This window comes from Marinobacter litoralis (assembly GCF_003336705.1).
In the GTDB taxonomy this organism is placed as follows: domain Bacteria; phylum Pseudomonadota; class Gammaproteobacteria; order Pseudomonadales; family Oleiphilaceae; genus Marinobacter; species Marinobacter litoralis.
On the sequence record NZ_QMDL01000003.1, the window covers coordinates 577,904 to 601,157 of the forward strand.

Sequence of the window (23,254 nt, forward strand, 5' to 3'; positions counted from 1 at the left end):
ACCTTCAGCTGCCCCGGGCCGGTGGTCAGCTGACCACCGATTCGTCGTAACTTTCGCTGTCTTCGCTGAGCGTTTCTTCATCCGGCAGGGTAAAGCCGGCAACAGAAGATCGAAGCTCGGAAGCCATTTCTGCCAGATTTCCGATCGACTTCGCGGTGGCGTTGGTACCGGAAGACGTCTGCGAGGTGATTTCCTGGATGACGTTCATCGTGTTGGAAATGTGCGACGCAGAAGAGGACTGCTGGCGTGCCGCGTTGGAGATGTTCTGGATCAGTTCCGCAAGGCTCATGGATACGTTCTCGATTTCCTCGAGCGCGATACCCGCGTCTTGTGCCAGGCGAGCACCACGTACTACCTCGGCGGTGGTGTGCTCCATGGAGATAACGGCTTCGTTGGTGTCAGACTGGATCGTCTTAACCAGCGCTTCAATCTGCTTGGTTGCTGCAGAAGAACGTTCCGCAAGGCGCTGAACTTCGTCCGCAACTACCGCAAAGCCTCGCCCTGCGTCACCGGCCATGGAGGCCTGAATCGCCGCGTTCAACGACAGGATGTTGGTTTGGTCAGCAATGTCGTTAATCAAAGATACGATGTCACCGATCTCCTGGGAAGATTCACCCAGTCGCTTGATCCGCTTGGAGGTTTCCTGGATCTGTTCACGGATGTTGTCCATGCCGCGAATGGTGTTCTGAACCACTTCCGCGCCTTTCTTGGCGATGGCAACCGAGCGCTCGGCAACCGCAGAGGATTCTGCCGCGTTGGAGGATACCTGGTCGATGGAGACGGCCATTTCGTTAACCGCCGCAGAAGCTCCGGCGATTTCCTGGGCCTGATGCTCGGAGGCATCGGCCAGATGGATGGCCGTTGCCTGAGATTCCTGCGCCGCAGAGGCAACTCGTACCGCAGTACCCCGAATGGACTGTACCAGTCCGCGCATCTGGTCGATCGCGAAGTTGATGGAGTCGGCGATGGCGCCGGTGAAGTCTTCGGTTACTGTAGCCTCGGTGGTCAAGTCACCGTCGGCCAGATCAGCCAGTTCGTCCAGCAGTCGCAGGATGGCGTTCTGGTTCTGTTCGTTCTGTTCCTGCGTGGTGGTCAGACGGGACTGGGTTTCCCGGTACAGAGCGAAACCGATGAAGACAACGATGGCAACCATAGCGGCCAGGATAGCGAACGCCAGTGTGGCGTTGATCAGACGCGATTCGGCTTGGTTGCTGAAGTCGTTGGCCAGAGACGAAAGCTCGGTCAGCAGCACTTCCGAGTTCTGGAAGATATCGCTGGCTGCCAGACGGACCTTGAACAGGTCGGGAGAGGCTTCAAGGATGGCGTCAACGTTCTGGGAAACGAACTCGAACAGTTCATCCACCGCCTCAAGGCCGTAAATGGCATCTTCGTCAGCCACTTGCGAGATGCCCATGCCGGGGTTGCCGTTCAGCTGTCCGTCCAGTACGCGTCCGAACAGGCTGGCGTCACGACCAAACCGGTCGGCCGCGATGACGGCGTCTTCATCACCGGAAAGAACGTTGTTGACCGAGCGTACAATCCGCTCTGCCAGCAGCGACTGACGCTGGGCGAGTGCGATCTGCTCGGCCGGCGCGTCGTTTTCCAGCAGGATTTGTACGATGTCATCGTACTCAACCTGAAGCTGTGGAATGGTTTCGTTCAGTGTGCGGGCAACTTCGTGCAGGCCGAGTACCGCTTCCTGAGTGGACAGGATGCTGTCTGCGTTTTCGCGCACCCGGTTCCATAATTTCTGAGTGTTACTCTGCTGAGCGAGCTCGCTGGGCGGGAGGCCGGTTTCCGGATTACCTTTGGTAACGCTGGTCCAGAGCAGCTGGAATTCATCCCGGGAACGGCGCAACTGGTCGAAGGCTTCGGCTGTGCCGCCGGCCGCTTCGGTCGCGTTCTTCGCGATCTCCTGGGAAAGCACGCGCATTTCTGCGGTGTTGGCGATGTATTCCTGATCGTTCTGGCTGTCTTTGTTGATGATGAACAGCACCACAACGAGCAGGATAGTGAGTGCAATCAGTGCTGCGATCAGGCCGGCAATCAGCTTGTTGCCTCCCTGTCCCATACTGAGTTTTCCGGCTCTGTTTTTCATCTTCTGGCTCCCGGCCTTTTTCTTCTGGAAATGGCAAGTTGTTGTATCGGGTTGCAGACGGTCAGGGTGACGTTCCTGCCAGTACCATCATCCCTACCACTGTGCGACATCAAGAAAGCGCTCGTCGTCCACCAAGTCGGCGGCGGAGAACACATTCCAGATCTCTTCGTTGCGCTCGTAACCGCCATCTACAAACGGACGAACGTTGTCGGGCACCCCTTTCGGGCTGGCCCGGAAACTGTCTTTTGCGAAATATTGCATGCCCAGAACGCTATCGACGACCAGTCCGCTGAAAATATCGCCTTGCTCGATCACCAACACCCGGCGTTCACGCGGGCTGCGGGAAGAGCGGGGAATGTCGAAGAAGCTGGCGAGGTCTATCAGAGGAAGAAGTCGGCCACGAACGTTGGCCGCGCCCATCATAAACGGGCGCACCCCGGGTATGTGCGTAAACCGGGGTACGTGCAGTATTTCAGTTACATCGCCCATCGGAGCAACATAGCGTTGGCCGGAGAGGATGAACCCGATGCCGTTCCAAAGCTCAACAGCTTGTTCTTGCTCTGGAAGGCCCGAGGCCATTGCCCGGCTGCGCTGGGCGATATCCGTCAGAACGGCGAAAGGGGCGGCCTCGGCGGACATGCTTAACTCCACGGCGAAGGATCAGGCAATCAGGTTATTGATTGTTTTGATCAGGTCGTCTTCGTTAACTGGCTTGACCAGATAACCCTTGGCACCCTGGCGGGTTCCCCACACTCGGTCAGTTTCCTGATCCTTGGTGGTGACGATCACAACCGGAATGGATGCGGTTTCCGGTGCGCGGGTCAGCTGACGGGTTGCCTGGAAGCCGTTCAGGCCTGGCATCACGACGTCCATCAGTACCAGGTCCGGAGTCTCTGCGCGGGCTTTGGCAACACCGTCTGCACCGTTATCTGCAGTCAGCACTTCGTGTTGGTGCTTTTCCAGAATGGTGGATATCTTTTTAACTTCTGTTGGCGAATCGTCAACAATCAAAATGCGAGCCATGGTTTCCTCGAAGGTTCTGGGTGGCAGCAGGATTACTGTTCCGCCTGAGGCGTGTACTGGCGGATGGTGTTGAGCAGTTCATCCTTGCTGAACGGTTTGGTCAGATATTGGTCCGAGCCAACGATGCGCCCTTTTGCTTTATCAAACAGGCCATCCTTGCTCGAAAGCATAACGACCGGCGTGTTCTTGAACGTAGAGTTGTTCTTGATCAAGGCGCAGGTCTGATAGCCGTCCAAGCGAGGCATCATAATATCTACGAAGATGATGTCTGGTTGGGAATCAGCGATTTTGGCCAGAGCGTCAAAGCCGTCAGTGGCGGTGATGACCTCACAGCCTACCTTTTTCAAGAGGGTTTCTGCGGTGCGACGAATGGTTTTGCTATCGTCGATCACCATGATCTTCAAGTTCTCGAAGTTGTCATCCATTGTCCGACTGCCTTGCGCTCGAGCGGGTGTCATTATTTTAGAGAGGGTTTTAGCACAAACCTTAAGGTTGTTCTATAAAGCCCTCTCATTTATAGAGTATCCATGGCTGGATAAAAAGTATTTGTTTGTCACCAAATGTACTTCTGCATCCCTCGTCACGTAATTGCCACAGGATTTCTGCGGATGCATTTACGGCTGGGGTACAATACCATCATCAGCATAGCACTTTATCAGTGATGCACTCTGCTGCCTGGTTCGTGTTTTCAGTGGTTTATTTGCAGATTTCCAACTTGATATTCCAGGAGACTCTATGGCAATTCGGCTCGGGATCATTATGGATCCGATCGAGGACATCCATTTCAAGAAAGACAGCTCGCTGGCCATGTTACTTGCGGCCCAGAACCGAGGCTGGGAACTCGAGTACATGGAGCTCCAGGATATGTATCTGGCGGGAGGTCAGGCTCGGGCCAGCACCCGTAGCCTGACTGTGCGGAATAACCCGGACGATTGGTTCAGTTATGGCGAAAGCCAGGATCGGGCCCTGGGTGATCTGGATGTTATCCTGATGCGCAAGGATCCCCCGGTTGACCGCGAATTCTTGATGGCGACATACATACTCGACGCGGCCGAGCAGCAGGGCGCTTTGGTTGTTAACCCGCCATCAACGCTACGGGACTGCAACGAGAAGCTGTTTGCCGCGCAGTTTGAGGATTTAACGCCGCCGCTGATCGTCACCCGCAGCTCGCAGCGGTTTCGGGAGTTCTACGCCGAGCACGGCGACATCATTATGAAGCCGGTAGATGGCATGGGCGGCCGGTCGATATTCCGGGTCAAAGAAAATGATGCCAACCTCGGGGTGATTATTGAAACCCTGACGAATTACGGCGAGCATCAGGCCATGGCGCAGAAGTTTGTTCCTGAAATCTCGGATGGCGATAAGCGTATTCTGCTGATTGATGGTGAACCCGTACCTTATGCGCTTGCCCGAATTCCCTCCCAGGGTGAAAATCGCGGAAATCTGGCGGCCGGTGGCCGTGGGGAAGGTCGCGAGCTGACTGACCGCGACCGTGAGATCTGTGCCCGCGTTGCGCCAGTGATTAAACAGAAAGGGCTGATGTTTGTGGGCCTGGATGTCATTGGTGATTACCTCACCGAGATTAATGTGACCAGCCCAACCTGTATCCGGGAGCTGGACGCACAGTTTGGCATCGATATTTCAGCGTTGTTGATGGATGCTATTGAACGACGACTGAAACAGTAAGCGTAAGCATTACCGACGGGTATCCGAGATGCAGAATCAGGACACGTGATGGCAGTTCAGGTAAGCGATTTCGATCGGTTTTCATTCACCCTTTTCATGGCGGTGGCGCTTCATGCCATCGCTGTGTTGGGCATCACCTTTGCGCCGGAACTACCCAGTTCTGTAGCTCAAACGATGGAAATCACGCTGTCGCAATTTGATGACGAACAAGCCCCGGAGCAAGCGGATTTTCTGGCGCAAACCAACCAGCAGGGCAGCGGCACGGAAAACGAGCCTCTGGAAATGACCTCGCCTCAACCGGCCGAAGTCAGCCAGCCCGAGGTTGCAGACGTGCAACCGGAGCCGAAAGCCACAACGGAGCCGCAGCCAAGCCAGAATCGGGCCGTGATCGAGACGGACAGAGCTCGCCGCGAGGTGGCGCAGCAAAACGATCAGGTAGATCCTGAGCCTTTGCCGCGCGCCAAACGCAAAAGCCTGATGGAACGGAGCCTGGAAATTGCCAGTCTGGAAGCCCGGCTGGATGCCCAGCAGCAAGCCTATGCGCGTAAGCCTCGGGTGATGCGAGTGACGGCGGCTTCCACGCTGAAATCCAATAACGCATGGTATGTGCAGGACTGGGTTGGCAAAGTGACCCGGGTGGGGAACATCAATTACCCGACAGAGGCACGAAGGGCGGGCATTTATGGCGATCTGAGAATGCTGGTTTCTATTCGTAAAGATGGCACCATAAAAGAAGTGGCCATTTTACAGTCTTCGGGCAGCTCGGTGCTGGACGATGCGGCCATTCGCATTGTTCGGATGGCTGCACCTTTTGCGCCTTTCCCGGAAAGCATGCGTGAGAAAGCGGATGAGTTGGAAATTATACGAACCTGGTCGTTCCAGAAGCGGGGGCTCAGTTCAGGATGATTGACGATACCACTGCGGCAGGTAGCTTGAAGCACCATTTTCTGGTGGCATCGCCCTGGCTATCCGATCCCCGTTTTCACGGTGGTGTGATTTACATCTGTGAACACTCTGAAGACGGGGCGTTGGGCTTGATGATCAACCAGCCTTTGGGTATTCATCTGGGTGAAATACTGGAACAACTGGATATGCAAGGCGGGGAGTTGGACATACCGGTGTATACCGGCGGGCCGGTCCAGCCCGAGCGAGGCTTCGTGCTGCATTCGCCAGGACGGGAGTGGCAGCATACGGCGCGGGTGACCGACGAGGTCTTATTGACCACCTCGCGGGACGTTCTGGAAAGCATCGGTCAGGATGATGGGCCGAATGAATTTTTGGTGGCGCTAGGTTATTCGGGCTGGGGTGAAGGCCAGCTAGAGGAAGAGCTGGGCAGCAACTCCTGGCTGACATGCCCGGCCACTGACGATGTACTGTTCCGTATCCCCATCGAAAAACGTTACGAGGCCGTTCTCCAATTGATCGGTGTGGATTTGAGCCAGTTGAGTGATTCGGTGGGGCATGCCTGAAGTCGGTAACAGAAGAGTGGTGGCGTTCGATTTTGGCACCCGCCGCATTGGCGTAGCTACCGGGCAGGAAATGCTGGGTACCGGGCAGCCTCTGGCCATGATACCGGCCCGGGATGGCATTCCCGATTGGGCCCAGATCGAAGCCTTGTTAGCGGAGTGGCAGCCGAACCTGGTGCTGGTGGGGTTGCCGCTGAACATGGACGATACCGAAAACGACATGTGCGCCAGAGCCCGGAAGTTCGGCAAACGCATTCATGGTCGTTACCATGTGCCGGTGGAAATGGTCGATGAGCGTTTGACCAGTTTTGAGGCCAAAGGTCAGGTGATGGCCGAAGGTGGTAGTCGGGATTTCGGCCGTCATGGTGTAGACGATCTGGCGGCGGTGTTGATTTTGGAAACCTGGTGCCGGGAACAAGCCGGCCGAGCTGATTAACGAGGCTTTAATGACCGCATTGCTTGATATCAATCCGTTGCTGGACGAGCTGGAAACAGGATTGCGTGATGTTCTTGAGCGCCGGGGTATCGAGAATCCGGCGCTGATTGGTATTCGTACCGGTGGTGTCTGGGTTGCCGACATTCTGAACAAGCGTCTGGGCCTGAAGCAGGATTTTGGCGAGTTGGATATTTCGTTTTATCGTGATGACTTCAGCCGCATTGGGCTAAACCCCACGGTGACACCGTCCAGTTTGGCGTTTGATACAGAGGGGCGGGATATCATTTTGGTGGACGATGTGATCATGAGTGGCCGTACCATTCGGGCTGCCATGAACGAGATCTTCGATTATGGTCGTCCTGCCAGTATCATACTCGCCACATTGATTGATTTGGGTGCCAGAGAGTTGCCGATCCAGCCGGATGTGGTCGGTAAAGTGCTTGAACTGGAAACCTATCAGAGAGTAAAACTGCGCGGCCCCGAGCCGTTGCACATTGAGTTTCAGGAAACCGGGCAGTAAAACCTTCCCATTGATAACAGGCGAGCCATGACCGCGATTGACCCTTCCCCGAACCACTTGCAGCTGACCCGGGGTGGTCAGTTGCGACATTTTCTAACCCTTGATGGCTTGAACCGCGAACTGCTCACCGACATCCTCGATACGGCGGATTCGTTCATTGAGGTGGGTGAACGCAGTATCAAGAAAGTGCCCCTGCTGAGGGGGCGCACTGTTGTAAATCTGTTCTTCGAATCCAGTACCCGTACCCGAAGCACCTTCGAGCTGGCGGCCAAGCGGTTGTCGGCAGATGTGCTGAATCTCGATATTTCCACGTCGGCTACCTCCAAAGGCGAATCGCTTTCCGACACCCTGCTAAATCTGGAGGCGATGGCCAGCGATATGTTCGTGGTCCGGCATTCCCAGAGCGGCGCGCCTCATTTTATCGCCGAGAGCGTGACCCCCGGGGTGGCGATCATCAATGCGGGCGACGGCCGCCATGCTCACCCGACTCAAGCCATGCTGGATATGCTGACCATTCGCCAGCACAAGGGATCGTTTGCGGGGCTGAAAGTGGCCATTGTTGGCGACATTCTGCATTCCCGCGTGGCCCGCTCCCAGATTCGTGCGCTGAACGAGCTTGGTGCGGAAGAAGTGCGAGTGATTGCACCCGGAACCCTGTTGCCTAGGGATGTAGAGAACTTGGGCTGCACGGTTGAATACGACATGGCCCGAGGTATGAAAGACCTCGACGTAGTGATCATGCTGAGATTGCAAAAAGAACGCATGGAAGGTGCCTTGTTGCCGAGCGAACGGGAGTTCTACCGCTTGTACGGGCTTAATCAGGATAAATTGGCCTTGGCTAAACCCGACTGCATTGTGATGCATCCGGGCCCGATTAACCGAGGCGTTGAAATCGAATCCGCGGTGGCGGACGGCCCGCAGTCGGTGATTCTGAACCAAGTCACCAATGGCATCGCCATTCGCATGGCGGTGATGTCCATGGCAATGGGTGGTCAAATGGCGGAACGACAGCAAAAGCAGCTGGAAAGAGAAGGGGGCCGGGCATGAAGGCGGGTTCACAATACGAAAGCCTGAGAATCACCGGCGGCACTCTGTTTGATGGCGCTGGCACCGAGAGTGACAACCCGGGCCTGTTAATCAAAGAGGGCAAGATTGTGGCCATGGGGGCGGAGGCCCTGAGTGCCGACGCCGATCAGCAATACGATGCCAGTGGATACGTGATTGCTCCGGGGTTCATCGACCTTTGCTGCAACCTGAGGGAGCCGGGTAACGGCCAAAAAGGGAATATCGCATCAGAAACCTTGGCCGCCGCCCATGGTGGCTTTACAACGGTGTGTGCGTCACCTGAAACCTCGCCGGTAAACGATTCCAGTGCAGTGACACATCTGATTCGTGACGGAGCATCATTGCGTGGTTCGGTCCGTGTATTGCCCGTTGGTGCAATTACCCGAGGGCTGGAGGGTGAGCTTCTCAGCGATCTGGCGGGTCTGAAAAACGCCGGCTGTGTGGCTGTGGGTAATGGCTCCCGCGGCATTAAAAATGCCCGAATTTTGCGCCGTTGTATGGCGTATGCCCAGACTTTCGGTTTGACCGTTATGTTCAGCCCGGAAAATCAGGCGCTGGCGGCGGATGGTTATGCTCATGATGGTCAGGTGACCACGCGTCTTGGGCTGCTGGGCATACCCGAGGTCGCTGAAACGGCGGCGGTGATGGAAATGCTGCTCCTTGCTGAAGAAACCGGTGTGAAACTGCACCTAAGCCAGCTATCCAGTGGCCGAAGTGTTGAGATGGTGGCGGATGCCCGGAAGCGAGGTGTTCACGTGACGGCCGATGTGGCCATGCATCAGCTGTGCTTCACCGAAGAGGCGCTGGCGGGTTTTGATAGCCGGTACCACGTTCGGCCACCGCTGCGCTCTGAAGCCGATCGTCAAGCTCTGGTGGCTGGCGTTCAGGCAGGCGTGATCGATGCCATCGTCAGTCAGCATCAGCCTCATGATACGGCGGCCAAGCAAGCGCCGCTGCCAGCCACCGAGCCAGGCCTGTCCAGTATCGAAAGCGTGCTTTCGCTGGGTTTGGAGTTGGTGAAAAGCGGCGAATTGAGTCGGCAACGGTTGCTGACCGCGCTTACCCAGGGGCCGGGGCGTATTGTTGGATTGTCGCCTGAAATAGCGTCTGGAGCCGTTGCGGATTTGTGTATCTTCAATCCGGCCGCTAGCTGGCAGCCGTCCGAGCAGACCTTGGTGTCTACCGGTAAGCACGCACCGTTGATGGGGCGGAAGCTGGAAGGCAAGGTTGAGCTGACGTTGGTGGCTGGCCGTCCGGTTTGGGTGGATAACCACTAACGTACACCACAGGATTCGACGGAGGCGGCACTACCTCTGTCGAATCCATCACAATTTGTAACCAATATTCCTAAAAGGCCTTGCGGGCAGTCACCTGAGCCAACGTATCCTAGATCCCCTCGAACTAACATAACTCACTTAAATGAATGAGTTGCTGGCAGCAGGCCAGTCCATGCTTTTGACAATAATAATCAGGAGTCATCCCGTGAAAGCCATTCGATTCACCCGCCGTCTTGCTACGGCTGCTGCACTCTGCGCCAGTTTCGTTGCTCCGATGCATGCGCAAGCTCAGACAGACATCATCGAACGCTCCTTCTGTGTGTTTGATCCGGTAGGCGCCAATGGCCCGCTCTTTTCCATTACCAAAGAATTTCAGCCGGTTGCCCTTCAGCGTGGAATCAAACTTAATCTGCGCGCATACACCGATGAGAAAGTGGCGGCAGAAGACTTCAAGGCGGGCCAGTGTGATGCGGTGTTGTTAACGGGTACCCGTGCCCGAGAATTCAACAAATTTACCGGGACCCTCGAGGCCATGGGGGCGATTCCGGGTGAGCAGGAAATGCGTCTGCTGTTCAATACCTTGAGTCAGCCCAAGGCACGTCCGTTCCTGATTGACGGCCCGTATGAAGTGGCCGGGGTCTTCCCCGGGGGTGCGGTGTATCTGCATGCCCGCGACCGCACTCTGGATACGGTCGAAAAGCTGCAGGGCAAGCGCATTGCCACATTGGATTACGACACAGCCTCGGTGCGGATGGTTCGCCATGTGGGCGCTTCGGTTGTTGGCTCAAACTCGGCCAATTTTGCCGGTAAATTCAATAACGGCAGCGTTGATTTTGCTTATGCGCCTGCGGTGGCTTACCAGCCGCTCGAGCTTTATAAGGGCATCGGCGACAAGGGTGGTGTATTCAAGTACGCGCTGGGTTATATGAACTTTCAGGTGATCATCAATACCGAGCGATTCCCGGAAGATGCAGGCCAAATGGTGCGTGATGAATCCATTAAGCGTATCGACGAGGCCTACGAAATTATCGCCGAAGCGGAAGCCAGTATTCCGGAGAACGTTTGGGTGAACCTGCCCCAGGAAGACACAGCCGAATACGACAAAATGCTTCGTCAGGTGCGGATGTCATTGCTTGAGGACGGCGTGTACGACGAGCGGGCCATCAAGTTGATGAAAGCGATACGTTGCCGGGTAGATGGCGCCAGATCGGAATGTGCGTCCTGAGATAATTAGTCGGGAAGATAGCCCGCACAAGCGGGCTGTCGCCGAATCAGTTGACGGCGTCTTTCAGCGCTTTGCCGGGCTTGAAGCCAACGGTTTTACTGGCGGCGATCTGTATGGTCGCACCGGTTTGCGGGTTTCTTCCGCTGCGAGCTTCCCGTTTGCGAACTGAAAAGGTGCCGAAGCCGATGAGACTGATGTCGTCGCCTCGGGCAGCCGCCGCGGTAATCTGATCGGTTACCGCGTTGATTACCTCGCTGGCTTTTTCCCGGGTTAGACCGGCTTGCTCGGCGATAGCGGCGGAAAGTTCAGGTTTGCGCATAAAGTACTCCTGTCTTTTGTTTTGATTGTTGTCTTTGTGTGAGCTGCCGAGCGCAGGCGGGCAGCGTATGCAATCTATAGTGGGTTTGGCGCAAATGTGCAAACCCGAGCCTCAGTGATCTGCGAATACGCATAAGAATAAAAGGGTGTAGTTGATATGACAGTTTCCCGGAAAAAGATGGCTTCAGGTACACGGCTAAGGGGTTTTGTGGCCGCCGTTGCAGCCAGCGTGGCGTTAAGTGGCTGTGGGGTGGTCAACCACATGGTTTACAAAACCACGGGTGACGTGATGAAAGGGTTTTCCCGTAATCACACCGTGCCTTACCTGATGCAGTCCGACGATCTGGCGATGGGTTGCGCCATGAGTGAGGCCACGGCACCGTTGCTGATGTCGTTTGGCCGTGTAACCAGCGAGCCGGATCAAATTGCCGTGATGTTATACCTCTCCGCCGGAGGTTGCGCTGAAGAGCGTGCCATCGAGCACGAGCTGGACGGTATGGCGAAGCTGTATGCCAATGACGGCACCGGGGCTGAAGACGCATTCATTCAGAAAAAGCGGGCCTATACCGTTGCGGCCAAGCGCTATTACAAAGGTTGGCAGCATCACAACACCCATTATGGCAATCCGGATGGCGCTGAATGCCCAAGCTTTGACGATGAGGCCGATGAGTTCATCTATATGGCCGGGTTATTGTCGGGTATGCAGGCGCTGAGTGCGCAGATTCAGGCGGCCTCGTCCATTGGCGTGCCATTCAACACAGGTTCGATTGTGGGGCGCGCCAGTCAGTGTCTGGACAACAACCAGTGGTGGGGTGCGCCCATGGGGCTGAGAGCTACCGTATGGGCCATGATTCCAGGCACTCAGCCGCAGGGTGAGGATGCCTTCGAGCGGTTGGCTGCGGCGCAAGAGCAAGGTAAGGACGCCGGGGTTCGCCTGGGCCACGTTTTCCACGCCATTGCCGCCACCAACAAAAATGATATCGCTCTGGTGAAGGACATTATTCGTGATTTCGCCGATTCCGAGCAAACGGTTGAGGTTAGTGAGGACTGGCGCTTCATTGATGCCATGGCCAGAAACATGTTGGTGACCATCTCCGACAAGCTGTGGATGGAAAACACCGGGCATCGGACACCATCCGGCCGTTTCGGCTCGTTCTGGGATGATCAGCGAGCGCCCGTTGAAACCATGGATCTCGACGATCTGTTGTAAATCCGTCATTTTCCAGAGTGCGTTGTCATGATTCAGGGTCGAATGAGCCGTAGTGGGCTGGAGTGGTTTTCTTCGCTGCCAGCCTGTCTGCTTTTACTTGCTGTGGTGCTGTTCTCTACCAGCAGTGATATCCATAACCAGATGCTCCGGGGTGGGGAGCAGATGTGGGGTGGCTATTACAAGCTCCGGATGGATCCGGTTAAGCCTCAGTGTGAAGTCATTCAGGATGTGGATGCCGCAGTGGCGAAGGAGATGGCCGAAGCGCCGCCGGCTGACGACCCCATGGCAGCGCTATTGGGGGACTTCGAGAAAGACCCCGCTGAGGTCCGCTTGGCCATTGAGCGTTCAGCCGCGGATTGCCGCGCAGCCCATACCAGTTACGCCGAGTTACAGGATAAATTAACCCCGGGTGTAAAGGCGTATCGGACCGTTGAATTGTTTGTGGCTGATCTGATTGCGTTCGGGCTTGCGGCACAGCGCTATATATTGGTGATATTGGTCATGTTGTGTGCCGTCACCGCTACGCTAACCCGCCACCATATTGCCATGCGCGCGATGGAAACCCGGCTGGATTATACAGTTTCCATGACCCTGCAGACGATTGCCAATGCGATGTTGCTCGGGTCCAGTGTGATTTTTCGACAGTCTACCCTTGCCAGCAGCACGGCATTGTCCAGTGAAGAAATGTTGTTACACAACTTCTGGATCGCCGGTTTCGCCTGCTTGACCTTGGCCAGTTTGTATCGCCTCGTTCGTGTACCTGATGATCTTGAGCCCGGCGGAAGTCCGAGCAAAGCGTTCATGGCGGTGCCGTTGTACACCGTGATGTGTTTGATTTCAGGTACTTACTTTGCGCTGATTGGTCACTCGTCCGGCATTGGTATCTATCTGGGCAAGATGGTCGAGTTGGCCGATATGTTCCTGAATGTCGGTTTGTACGTTTGGGTGGGCATGATGCTCAAACAGACCAAACTGGCCACTCTGGTGTTCGATGTGTTTCGGCCATGGCGTATGCCGCCGGAGATGCTGGCGGTGGTTGCGGTGTTGGTTGCCGCCATTCCTACAGCCTATACCGGTGCCTCCGGTATTTTCGTGATCGCCGCTGGTGCGGTGATATACAGTGAATTGCGGGCGGCTGGTGCGAGGCGTCATCTGGCGTTAGCGGCTACGGCTATGTCTGGCTCGCTGGGGGTCGTGTTGCGGCCTTGCTTGCTCGTGGTGGTGATCGCTTATCTTAACCGCGAAGTCACGACGGATGAGCTGTTCGGTTGGGGTATTTGGGTGTTCGTGCTGACCGCGACCTTGTTCGGCATCGTTGCGACCACCGTTAACCGCCAAAGCCAGTTCAACCTCGCTCCCGGTTCAGAAGCGTTCCCCGCGAGTATCCGCGCCCTGCGGCCGTTGATTCCTTATGTCCTGGTGATCGTGTCAGTGGTGTTGCTGTACCGTTTCGCTCTCGATGTAAAAATGGACGAATTCTCCGCGCCCCGATTGCTGCCTGTAATCATGTTGTCGATTTTGTTGTACGAACACGTGAGTCGTAAACGGGAGCGAGTGGCAGCATCCGAGGGTGGTCACCAGGGGCTGGAACGAAGCGTTCGAAATGCTACCAACGACACCACAGCGGAAATCGGTGCTCTGCTGTTGTTATTAGGGCTGTCGGTCAGTATCGGTGGGGTTATCGAGCGTTCCCATATTATGGAAGCCTTCCCGCAGGCGTTTGACAGTGCCTGGTCGGCGATGGTGCTGATGGTGGTTATCCTGGTGGTTCTGGGGATGATCATGGATGCCTTTGGTGCGGTCATTCTGGTTACGGCGACGGTCGCAACCATTGCCTATTCGAGCGGTATCCACCCGGTCCATTTCTGGATGGTGACGCTGGTGGCCTTTGAGCTGGGTTACCTGAGCCCGCCGGTTGCCTTGAACCACCTACTGACACGGCAAGTGGTCGGAGAAGCCGAGGTACTGGCGGCCCAAGCGGAAGAGGGTACTTTCTATCAGCGTCATGAGCGCATCATTATGCCGTTGATTGCCATGGGCATATCTCTGGTGTTGGTCGCGTTTGTTCCCTTACTGTTCTATGCCGTTTAAGGGGCTTAACGGGGCGAGGTGACCGGTGTCTGGGAGCCTCGCCTTCGCTGCAATTGATGATTCTTCCGAATACAAAAAAAGCGCCGTGCTTTCGCAAGGCGCTTTTTTTTTGGCCGGAGAAAACTCAGCTGAGTTTCGGACCCGCCTCAACGATGGCATCCGCCACGTCGAACTTCTTGAAGTTCTCAACGAACTGGCCAATCAGCTCCTGAGCCTTGCCGTCATAGTACTCCGGGCTAGTCCAGGTATTGCGTGGGTTCAGCAGTTCGCTGTCTACACCCGGGATGTGCTTGGGCACGTCGAGGTTCAGTGCATCCAGGTGCTCGGTTTCCACGTCGTCCAGGTCGCCGTTCTGAATCGCAGCAATGATGGCGCGGGTGGTCGGAATGCTGAAGCGCTTACCTTCACCGAACGGGCCGCCGGTCCAGCCGGTGTTGACCAGGAAGACCTTGCTGCCGAACTCATCGATACGCTTCATCAGCAGTTCAGCGTATACGCCAGCCGGACGCGGGAAGAACGGTGCGCCGAAGCAGGTTGAGAACGTGGACTTCAGCTTGGAGGAAGAGCCCATCTCGGTAGAACCAACCAGTGCGGTATAGCCGCTCAGGAAGTGGTATGCAGCCGCTTCACGAGTCAGGATAGACACCGGAGGCAGAACGCCGGTCATGTCGCAGGTCAGGAAGATGATGTGTGACGGCTCACCGGCACGGTTTTCCAGAACGCGCTTCTCTACGTGCTCAAGCGGGTAAGCACAACGAGAGTTTTCGGTCAGGGAAACGTCGGTGTAATCCGGCTCGCGAGTTTCCTGGTCGATCATCACGTTTTCGACGATCGCGCCGAAGCGGATGGCATCCCAGATAATCGGCTCGTTCTTCTGGCTCAGATCGATACACTTGGCGTAGCAGCCACCTTCGATGTTGAACACAGTGCCCGGGCCCCAGCCGTGCTCGTCGTCACCGATCAGGAAGCGGTGCGGGTCTGCAGACAGAGTGGTTTTACCCGTGCCGGATAGGCCGAAGAACAAGCAGGTGTCGCCGTTTTCGCTGACGTTGGCAGAGCAGTGCATTGGCAGCACGTCTTTTTCTGGCAGCAGGAAGTTCTGCACAGAGAACATCGCTTTTTTCATCTCGCCGGCGTAGCGCATGCCTGCCAGCAGAACTTTGCGCTTGGCAAAGTTGATGATAACGCAGCCATCGGAGTTGGTGCCGTCACGCTCGGGTACGCACTGGAAGTTAGCCGCGTTGAGGATCTGCCATTCCTGCTTGTCAGCCGGGTTATAGGCTTCCGGGCGGATAAACAGGTTGCGGCCGAACAGGTTCTGCCAAGCCGTTTCGGTGGTCATTTTCACGGCCAGGTAATGCTCAGGGTCTGAGCCTACATGAACGTTTGAAACGAACTGGTCTTTTTCGGCAATGTAGGCTTCAACGCGATCCCAGAGGGCGTCGAACTTATCGGCATCAAAGGGGCGGTTGATCGGGCCCCAATGAATATCGTCAGCCGTGCTGGGCTCCTGAACAATGAAGCGGTCCATCGGTGACCGGCCGGTGCGCTCACCGGTGGTGACCACTAGAGAACCGTTCGCTGCCAGTTGGCCTTCGTTCCTTGCCAGTGCTAGCTCGACCAGCCGTGCTGTATTCAGATCAGTATAAGTGTTGCTCACTTCGACCTCGCCCTCGGGATGTCTTAGTGACTGCCCAGTCCGCATTTCAAAGTTGGCGGAATTCTGAACAATCGGGTCAATTCAGGCGCGCTATTATGCCAGAGACGCCGGTAAAAAACGACTGCTCCGGAGGCCGCTTCTGGCGCGGCTTCCGGATAAATTGGTTGGGTGTCAGTGTAACGTATGACCGGTGAAAAGATGGTCAATGTCGTTTCTATCGAAGCGATAGTTTGCGTGACAGAACTGGCAGTCCATTTCGATGCTGCCTTGCTCTTCCAAAATGCTGTAACACTCTTCTTTGCCAATCGATTCCAGTGCGCCTAGGGTGCGTTCTCTTGAGCAGTTGCAACGAAATGCCACTGGTTCAGAGTCAAACAGGCGCACGGTTTCTTCATGGAACAGGCGGTGTAAAAGGGTCTCGCTGTCGAGATCAAGCAGCTCTTCAGCCTTTACGGTGCTGGCCAGATGGTTTACCCGGCTCCAGAGCTCGTCGTCTTCCTCGGTATGCCCCGGCAGTCGTTGCAGTAGCAAACCTGCCGCCGAGCCTTCATTGGCAAACAGGAACAGGCTGGTAGCAAGCTGTTCGGAGCGTTCGAAATACTCTTCCAGACAGCCGGCGAGTGTGTCAGCTTCCCGCGGAACAACGCCCTGGTAACGCTGGCCCTTGTCTGGAGTGATGGTGATCGCCATACGGCCATCGCCCAGCATCTCGTTCAGGGTGCCGCCGCTCATGGCTTGGTCGTCGAAGCGAGCCAGACCGCGGATGTTGCGGTCGTGGCTGCATTCGGCCATCAAGGTGCGCAAAGCGCCCTCGCCCGCGGCTTGTAGTGCTACCGTACCTTCGAACTTGAGTGTGCTGCTTAGCAAAACGCTGGCAACCAGTGTTTCGCCCAACAAGTCACGGATTGCGTCCGGGTAGGGCGCCTGTCGGGTGATTTCATTGTAGCTGTCGCCCAGCTGCACCCAAGCACCCCGCACTTGGCTGTGCTCAAAGATAAAACGCTGGAACTGGTCTCGGGATGCCATGGTGTCTCCTGAAAATGTTGGTCAATTGCCCGCTCAGGGCAGCGAATTCTGTGTGTTGATGCCGGAGCCTCCGAGCTTGTAGTAACGGGCTACAAGTCGTTTTCTTCCCGAAATCGTTGGATTTTGCGCCGATCTTTTTTGCTGGGCCGCCGCGCGGGAGGCAATTGTGCGGCTTGCATGGTTTTGCGTTGCCAGGCCAGCTCTTCCCGTTTTTTGGCACTTTCTGATGTCTCGTGGTATAGCGTCTGTGCCTCCGGCGCTCCGCGGCGGCGGTCGCTGATGCCATCAATGACAACGATCTTCTCCTGCCAGCCCTGACGAAGCGTGACTTTGGCCCCTGCCTCGACAATCTTGCCGGGCTTGGTTCTTTGGCCGTTGTAGTGGACTTTGCCGCCTTCTATGGCTTCTTTCGCCAGAGACCGCGTTTTGTAGAAGCGCGACGCCCACAGCCATTTGTCGAGCCGTACTTTTTGATCTTCAGTGCTTGTAGCCTTCATATCTTTTTTACCTGATGAGCGCTCCGGGCAATCATCCCTCGAATTATAACGGCCTCGTCAGGCTGATGGCAGTGTTCGACGGGTTTGCAAAGACGGCAAGATTTCATCGAAATGACAAATGCCAGGAATATCAGGGTGATGAGGTTTGGCCGCTTGAGTGCTATCGGGCGCGAGAATCGCCAGGCATTGGCTGATGCCGGCGTCTTGCGCGCTTTCAAGTACCGGGAAGCTGTCATCGACCATCAAAGTACGTTCGCGCTGATAGCTGACCCGCTTAGACAGATCGCTCCAAAACTCTCTGTCTTCTTTGGGTTTGCCTAATTCATGGCTGGAAATGATCATGTCTACGTGCTGATCCAGACCGGTTCGCTGAAGCTTTAGGGCCAAAGGGTCCGGATGGCAGTTGGTGACGATGACCGAGTGAAGTCCGGCCGCGCGCAGGCCTCCCAGAAAATCATGCACGTGTGGTCGGTAGCCGATGCGATCACCGACCTCCGCTTTCAGCTGAGTGATATCCACCGAGAGCCGGTCGCTCCAATAATCCGTGCAGTACCAGTTCAGTGTTCCACGTTCGGCCATGATCATGCTGATCAGCTGGTCTTTGGTTTCCTGTGGGTGCAGGTCGAACTGTTCGGCATAACGTTTCGGCAGGTGTTCCAGCCAAAAATGAGAGTCGAAATGCAGATCCAGCAGTGTTCCATCCATGTCCAGAAACACTGTGTCGAGTGATGACCAATCAACCATAACAAAACAGCCCGAAGAATTTCGCTTCAGGCTGCCTTAGATTCCGGCCTCTGGCAAGCCGGAATTATACGGAGAGAGCGGTGTGCTCAGTCGTCAGATTGCGACACCGATTCTTGCTTCCGGCCGCTGCGGGTGCAGCCCAAGCAGCGTACAAACGTCGCCTTGGCTGGACCGACCACGAGAACCTCTCCGGCTTCACCGGCGTTGCCACCCAAGGCGGAAAACGGCAAAGACACCAGATAAACGGCTGTGCCGACAATGGTGGTTGCCAGCAGAGCCGGACGCAAAAGTACTGCGTCGGTTGTCATTGCGAGGGCTGAAGGGCTTTCATCGATTGCACGGGCGTGGCCCATGGATGAAAACGCGAGAAGGCAGGCGGCGACAGTGGCTACCAGTGTGCGGGAAAACTTGCGAATCATGGGTAATCTCTCCTGAACGAATCGCCCGGCATAACCGGAACTTCTAGCCCGAAACTTTGTACGCATTTCAGTGGTGTAAGGCGTAAGTATAGCGCACGGTTATGAATTCTCTGTTAACTATGAATCATATTGCCGCAATTTCAAACGCTTTCTCGCTAAAAAGAGGGGCCGCTCACGAATAACGGGTAAGGCTAACGCTGGCACCGGGGGCAGTAGACGGTTGATCGGTTGTTCATGCGGATTTCTTTTAATGATGCCTGACATTCCGGACAGGCTTCACCGGCGCGACCATACACTAGCAGGGATTGGGCAAAATACCCCGGTTTTCCGTCGCTGTTAACGAAATCCCGAAGCGTGGTGCCACCCATCAGTATGGCGGCACTTAAGGTTTCTTTTATGGCTTCGGCCAGTTTGTGGTAGCGGTCCAGGCTGATGCGCCCGGCTTTTCGCTTAGGGTGAATGCCCGCTTTATAGAGGGCTTCGTTGGCGTAGATGTTGCCGACGCCAACCACGACATGGTTGTCCATGATGAATGACTTTATTGGCGTTTGTTTGCCGCGGGAAAGCCGGAACAGCAAGGCTCCGTTGAAATCTGGCGACAAGGGTTCAGGGCCAAGATCCCGGATCAGGGGGTGGGCGCGGTAGTCCTCACTCCAGAGCCAGCAGCCAAATCGGCGGGGGTCGTTAAAACGAAGGATTCGGCCATTACTCAAACTCAGCTCGACGTGATCGTGTTTCATCGCCGGGCTGTTGTCTGTGATGACCCGCAGGCTGCCTGACATACCCAGGTGAACGATGACAGAGCCTGTATCGAGGTGCAGGAACAGGTATTTGGCGCGGCGCTCAACGGCGCGAATGATTTTATGTTGCAGTAAATCGGGCAGGTCTTCAGGGACTGGCCAGCGGAGTTTGCCATTGCGTACACGAACCCCGGTCACGGTTTGGCCTTCGCAATGGGGAGCGATGCCTTGCCGAGTGGTTTCTACTTCAGGTAATTCGGGCACGGAGCCTCCGCCATTCGCCGCTTACGAAGCGGATAAGTGTAAACGGTAACAAAAAGTCCACCAAATATGGTTGTTCTGGCGTACAGCTGTACGCTAAAGTGTGTTTAGGATAATTCCCTTCGAATGCCCGCAGTTGTGTTCTCGTGCCGTATGTCGAAGTAGATTGATTTTCGAGGAAATTTTATGTGGTTTAACGGTCTTTTAGACCTTTCTGTATGGCAGTTAATTGTGGCTGCTTTGGTGATGACTCACATCACAATCGTCAGTGTTACGCTGTATCTGCATCGACATTCGGCTCATAACGCACTGGATTTGCACCCGGTTCTGAAACACTTCTTCCGTTTCTGGCTGTGGTTAACCACGGCCCAGAACACCAAAGAATGGACGGCCATTCACCGTAAACACCACGCCAAATGTGAAACCGAAGAAGACCCGCACAGCCCGGTTGTTCTTGGTGTTCGTAAGGTGCTGTTTGAAGGTGCTGAGCTGTACGCCGCGTCGGCCACTCCGGAGATTCTCCAGCGTTACGGACAGCGCACGCCAGAAGACTGGATCGAGCGTAAGGTGTATACCCCGCATAAGTTTTTGGGGATCACACTGATGGCGGTGATCAATCTGGCATTGTTCGGCGTGAACGGTATCTGGATCTGGGCTCTGCAGATGATGTGGATCCCGGTTTGGGCCGCCGGCGTTGTCAACGGGCTCGGCCACTATTTGGGCTACCGAAATTATGAGTGCGCGGACAATGCCCACAACATTTCGCCGCTGGGCATTTTGATCGGCGGTGAAGAGCTGCACAACAACCACCACACTTATCCGAACTCGGCAAAGCTGTCGCGCCGCTGGTTCGAAGTGGATATCGGTTGGGGTTACATTCGTCTGTTCCAGTTGTTTGGTTTGGCCAAGCCGAAAGGTTACCGCCCGATTGCGCACCACGTGCCCGGCAAGCTGGACGTGGATGTGGAAACTGTACAGGCCATTGCGAACAATCGTTTTGACATCATGCGCCAGTATCGCAAGCGGGTGATGAAGCCGGTATTGCGCCAGCAGCGGTCTTTGATGGATGAGGAAGTTCGTCCGATGTACCGCAAGCTCAAGCGTTTGCTGCATCGCGAAGAAGCGCTCATCAAGCCGCGTGAAAAGGCGCATTTGGAGACGGTTCTGGAGCGCAATGAAATTCTGCGTCAGATCTATGAAAAGCACCAAGAATTGCAACTGCTGTGGCGTCAGCGTGGCCTGAAGCCCCAGGAAAAACTGCAGGCCTTGATGGAGTGGTGCAAGGACGCGGAAGCCAGTGGTATTCGGTATCTGGAAGAGTTTTCGGCGCACCTGCGAGCCTATTCGCTGCGCCCTGTGAGCTGATTAAGCGCAGTATTGAAAAAGCCCGGATGGTTAACCCATCCGGGCTTTTTTTCGTTTTTAGTGCCCATTCTTCCTCAGGTCTTATTCTGAGCCTGCCTCGGCCGTTACCCGGTACAGGCTGTAGTTCACCTGCCCTGCGATCTTTTGGCGGTGCAGTTCCCAGCTTTTCGGGGTGGGTGGCGTTCGCAGTTCGCTTTCGTGTTCAACGTAAACCCAGCCTCCGGGTTTTAGCCATTGCTCCGAGTCCAGCAGCGGGAACAGCTTGTCCAGCCAGCCTTGGCGAAACGGTGGGTCCATAAACACGATGTCGAACGGCGGCTGTTGTCGATGGCTCAGAAACTGCTCAACGTCTTGGCAGATCACGGCACCTTTGTCCGAGTCCAAAAGCCGAAGGTTGTCCCGCAGTGCTTTCGCCAGCGCAGGCGTGTGGTCCACCAACGTCGTTTGTGAGGCACCGCGTGACAGGGCTTCGAGGCCCAGCGCTCCGGAACCGGCAAACAGGTCCAGGCAGTCGCTGCCGGCAACGTGATAGTTCAGCCAGTTAAACAGGGTTTCCCGGATTCTGGCCGGGCTCGGGCGCACGCCGCCTACATCCGGGAAGCGTAATTTTCGGCTGCGCCAGTCACCGCCGATGATCCGCAACTCGCCATTGCCGCCTTGGCCAGTGCTTTGTGCTGCGCCAAAGCCAGGTTTTCGGGGGGCTGGTTTGCGTTTCGCCATGATCTGCTCCACGGGCTGGAAGAGTGGTGTATTAGGGCGGTAATAGTACCGGAAAGCCAGAGCGGAGCGATAACCGCGCGACCCATCACTTAGCGCCTGCAGTCTGCTAGAATGTGCGCTTTCTTTCGCGCGCCCATTTTCAGACAGATGGTAAGACTATGACGGCAGAGTGGATTTCAATTGGCCTGTTGGCCCTTCTTGTTCTTTTCTTCGTGCTGGACGTTACCGGCAATCGTAAGCGGATTCCTCGCCCGAAGCCGGTCCCGCAGCGGAAACCGGACGTTGCCAAAGGTCCGGCCCCTATACCTGAGGCCGAAAAAGAGTCCGCTGAGCCGGCTGCAGGTGTTGCGCCGGAAGCGCCGGCTGAAGAACCTGCGGTTGTGGAGCCAGACGTTGTTCCGGCGCCGGAAGTAAAATCCCAGCCAGAGCCAGAGCCAGAGCCAGAGCCAGAGCCAGAGTCGGAAATCAGCGTCTTTGAGCGCATCAAGAAAGGTTTGGGTAAAACCCGAGCTAGCCTGACCGGCGGCCTTGCTGATCTGTTCTCGGTCGGTAAGAAAATCGATGAAGACCTGCTGGAAGAAATCGAAACATCCTTGCTGATGGCGGATGTCGGGGTTACGGCAACGTCGGAAATCATTGAATCATTGACGGAAAAGCTGGAGCGTAATCAGCTCAAAGACGGCGAGGCCTTGCGTAAGGCGCTTCGCGAAGAGCTTCAGGGTTTATTGAAAGACGTTACCAAACCGTTGCAAATTGACTCCGGCAAAGCGCCTTACGTCATTCTGGTCGTTGGCGTTAACGGCGTTGGCAAAACCACCACCATTGGCAAACTGACCCGCAAGTTCCAGAGCGAAGGCAAGTCCGTCATGTTGGCCGCCGGCGATACCTTCCGCGCTGCCGCCGTGGAGCAGCTGCAGGTATGGGGTGAGCGTAACGACGTGCCGGTGATCGCCCAGCATACGGGTGCCGACAGTGCATCGGTGATCTTTGATGCGATTGAATCGGCGAAAGCCCGTGGCACGGATATCCTGATTGCCGATACCGCCGGGCGTTTGCAGAACAAAGACAACCTGATGAACGAGCTGAGCAAGGTCGTTCGGGTGATGAAGAAGCTGGATGAGTCGGCTCCGCATGAAGTCATGTTGGTGCTCGATGCCGGTACCGGCCAGAATGCCTTGAGTCAGGCCCAGGTGTTCCAACAGGCCGTGGGTGTTTCAGGCATTACATTGACGAAACTGGACGGCACCGCGAAAGGCGGTATCGTATTTGCCATTGCGCGCCAGCTTCAGCTGCCTATTCGTTACATCGGTGTGGGTGAACAGGCCGAAGATTTGCGCACGTTTGATTCAGAAACGTTCGTCAGTGCCTTGTTCGACGAATGACACCCGGCTCGGGAGCCTCAACCTA

Annotated in this window: 24 protein-coding genes; 12 read left to right on the plus strand and 12 right to left on the minus strand. The window is 55.8% G+C overall.

Annotated elements, in window-relative coordinates; all coding sequences use genetic code 11:
• Positions 1-25: 25 nt before the first annotated feature.
• From DOQ08_RS12320 to pilG, 4 genes are all read right to left on the minus strand, one after another.
• The gene (locus DOQ08_RS12320; RefSeq protein WP_114335246.1) at positions 26-2,098 is read right to left on the minus strand and encodes a methyl-accepting chemotaxis protein; all 2,073 of its coding nucleotides are present in this window, start codon (positions 2,096-2,098) and stop codon (positions 26-28) included.
• Between the two features lie 93 nt (positions 2,099-2,191).
• Entirely contained in the window at positions 2,192-2,737 is a 546-nt protein-coding gene (locus DOQ08_RS12325; protein ID WP_114335247.1) for a chemotaxis protein CheW, read from the minus strand.
• Between the two features lie 21 nt (positions 2,738-2,758).
• On the minus strand, positions 2,759-3,121 hold the full coding sequence (gene pilH / locus DOQ08_RS12330; RefSeq protein WP_114335248.1) for a twitching motility response regulator PilH: 363 nt from the start codon (positions 3,119-3,121) through the stop codon (positions 2,759-2,761).
• Positions 3,122-3,153: 32 nt separating this feature from the next.
• Positions 3,154-3,546: a twitching motility response regulator PilG gene (gene pilG, locus DOQ08_RS12335; RefSeq protein WP_114335249.1), complete on the minus strand. Its 393-nt coding sequence runs from the start codon at positions 3,544-3,546 to the stop codon at positions 3,154-3,156.
• 310 nt (positions 3,547-3,856) lie between these two features.
• On the opposite strand from pilG, the gene gshB reads away from it, so the two are divergent.
• The 8 genes from gshB to DOQ08_RS12375 all read left to right on the plus strand — a co-directional run bounded on the left by gshB (position 3,857) and on the right by DOQ08_RS12375 (position 10,796).
• Positions 3,857-4,807, plus strand: coding sequence for a glutathione synthase (gene gshB, locus DOQ08_RS12340; protein ID WP_114335250.1), 951 nt, complete (start codon positions 3,857-3,859; stop codon positions 4,805-4,807).
• 48 nt (positions 4,808-4,855) lie between these two features.
• On the plus strand, positions 4,856-5,713 hold the full coding sequence (locus tag DOQ08_RS12345) for an energy transducer TonB (RefSeq protein ID WP_114335251.1): 858 nt from the start codon (positions 4,856-4,858) through the stop codon (positions 5,711-5,713).
• A complete protein-coding gene (locus tag DOQ08_RS12350; RefSeq protein ID WP_206074867.1) occupies positions 5,710-6,276 on the plus strand; it encodes a YqgE/AlgH family protein in 567 nt (188 codons plus the stop codon). Before DOQ08_RS12345 ends, DOQ08_RS12350 begins: the two co-directional genes overlap by 4 nt.
• The gene (gene ruvX, locus DOQ08_RS12355; protein WP_114335252.1) at positions 6,269-6,709 is read left to right on the plus strand and encodes a Holliday junction resolvase RuvX; all 441 of its coding nucleotides are present in this window, start codon (positions 6,269-6,271) and stop codon (positions 6,707-6,709) included. Before DOQ08_RS12350 ends, ruvX begins: the two co-directional genes overlap by 8 nt.
• Before the next feature lie 10 nt (positions 6,710-6,719).
• Complete coding sequence (pyrR, locus tag DOQ08_RS12360) at positions 6,720-7,229, plus strand: bifunctional pyr operon transcriptional regulator/uracil phosphoribosyltransferase PyrR (protein WP_114335253.1); 510 nt, start codon at positions 6,720-6,722, stop codon at positions 7,227-7,229.
• A gap of 27 nt (positions 7,230-7,256) precedes the next feature.
• A complete protein-coding gene (locus DOQ08_RS12365) occupies positions 7,257-8,276 on the plus strand; it encodes an aspartate carbamoyltransferase catalytic subunit (protein ID WP_114335254.1) in 1,020 nt (339 codons plus the stop codon).
• On the plus strand, positions 8,273-9,571 hold the full coding sequence (locus DOQ08_RS12370; RefSeq protein WP_114335255.1) for a dihydroorotase: 1,299 nt from the start codon (positions 8,273-8,275) through the stop codon (positions 9,569-9,571). The genes DOQ08_RS12365 and DOQ08_RS12370 overlap by 4 nt, the downstream gene beginning before the upstream one ends.
• A gap of 205 nt (positions 9,572-9,776) precedes the next feature.
• Positions 9,777-10,796, plus strand: coding sequence for a putative solute-binding protein (locus tag DOQ08_RS12375; RefSeq protein WP_114335256.1), 1,020 nt, complete (start codon positions 9,777-9,779; stop codon positions 10,794-10,796).
• Positions 10,797-10,842: 46 nt separating this feature from the next.
• Here DOQ08_RS12375 and DOQ08_RS12380 read toward each other — a convergent pair whose 3' ends face one another.
• Entirely contained in the window at positions 10,843-11,115 is a 273-nt protein-coding gene (locus DOQ08_RS12380; protein ID WP_114335257.1) for an HU family DNA-binding protein, read from the minus strand.
• Positions 11,116-11,271: 156 nt separating this feature from the next.
• Here DOQ08_RS12380 and DOQ08_RS12385 point away from each other — a divergent pair, with 156 nt between their 5' ends.
• Both DOQ08_RS12385 and DOQ08_RS12390 read left to right on the plus strand, forming a co-directional pair.
• Positions 11,272-12,324 carry a hypothetical protein gene (locus DOQ08_RS12385; RefSeq protein WP_114335258.1) on the plus strand — a complete coding sequence of 351 codons (1,053 nt, stop codon included), beginning with the start codon at positions 11,272-11,274 and terminating at the stop codon, positions 12,322-12,324.
• A gap of 27 nt (positions 12,325-12,351) precedes the next feature.
• Positions 12,352-14,415: a TRAP transporter large permease subunit gene (locus DOQ08_RS12390; protein ID WP_114335259.1), complete on the plus strand. Its 2,064-nt coding sequence runs from the start codon at positions 12,352-12,354 to the stop codon at positions 14,413-14,415.
• Positions 14,416-14,539: 124 nt separating this feature from the next.
• On the opposite strand, the gene DOQ08_RS12395 is transcribed toward DOQ08_RS12390, so the two are convergent.
• The 6 genes from DOQ08_RS12395 to mutM form a co-directional block, all read right to left on the minus strand.
• Positions 14,540-16,075: a phosphoenolpyruvate carboxykinase gene (locus DOQ08_RS12395; RefSeq protein ID WP_114335260.1), complete on the minus strand. Its 1,536-nt coding sequence runs from the start codon at positions 16,073-16,075 to the stop codon at positions 14,540-14,542.
• Between the two features lie 171 nt (positions 16,076-16,246).
• Entirely contained in the window at positions 16,247-17,101 is an 855-nt protein-coding gene (gene hslO / locus DOQ08_RS12400; protein ID WP_114335261.1) for an Hsp33 family molecular chaperone HslO, read from the minus strand.
• A gap of 89 nt (positions 17,102-17,190) precedes the next feature.
• Positions 17,191-17,598 carry a ribosome-associated heat shock protein Hsp15 gene (gene hslR, locus DOQ08_RS12405; protein ID WP_114335262.1) on the minus strand — a complete coding sequence of 136 codons (408 nt, stop codon included), beginning with the start codon at positions 17,596-17,598 and terminating at the stop codon, positions 17,191-17,193.
• Positions 17,599-17,655: 57 nt separating this feature from the next.
• Positions 17,656-18,342, minus strand: a complete 687-nt coding sequence (gene yrfG / locus DOQ08_RS12410; protein ID WP_114335263.1) for a GMP/IMP nucleotidase — start codon at positions 18,340-18,342, stop codon at positions 17,656-17,658.
• A gap of 86 nt (positions 18,343-18,428) precedes the next feature.
• Positions 18,429-18,761, minus strand: a complete 333-nt coding sequence (locus DOQ08_RS12415) for a hypothetical protein (RefSeq protein ID WP_114335264.1) — start codon at positions 18,759-18,761, stop codon at positions 18,429-18,431.
• Between the two features lie 191 nt (positions 18,762-18,952).
• Complete coding sequence (mutM, locus tag DOQ08_RS12420; RefSeq protein WP_114335265.1) at positions 18,953-19,765, minus strand: bifunctional DNA-formamidopyrimidine glycosylase/DNA-(apurinic or apyrimidinic site) lyase; 813 nt, start codon at positions 19,763-19,765, stop codon at positions 18,953-18,955.
• A gap of 183 nt (positions 19,766-19,948) precedes the next feature.
• Between mutM and DOQ08_RS12425 the strand changes: the two genes are divergently transcribed.
• Positions 19,949-21,127, plus strand: a complete 1,179-nt coding sequence (locus DOQ08_RS12425; protein WP_114335266.1) for a DesA family fatty acid desaturase — start codon at positions 19,949-19,951, stop codon at positions 21,125-21,127.
• Positions 21,128-21,208: 81 nt separating this feature from the next.
• On the opposite strand, the gene rsmD is transcribed toward DOQ08_RS12425, so the two are convergent.
• The gene (rsmD, locus tag DOQ08_RS12430) at positions 21,209-21,847 is read right to left on the minus strand and encodes a 16S rRNA (guanine(966)-N(2))-methyltransferase RsmD (protein WP_114335267.1); all 639 of its coding nucleotides are present in this window, start codon (positions 21,845-21,847) and stop codon (positions 21,209-21,211) included.
• 158 nt (positions 21,848-22,005) lie between these two features.
• Between rsmD and ftsY the strand changes: the two genes are divergently transcribed.
• Positions 22,006-23,229, plus strand: coding sequence for a signal recognition particle-docking protein FtsY (gene ftsY / locus DOQ08_RS12435; protein WP_114335268.1), 1,224 nt, complete (start codon positions 22,006-22,008; stop codon positions 23,227-23,229).
• Positions 23,230-23,254 lie beyond the last annotated feature (25 nt).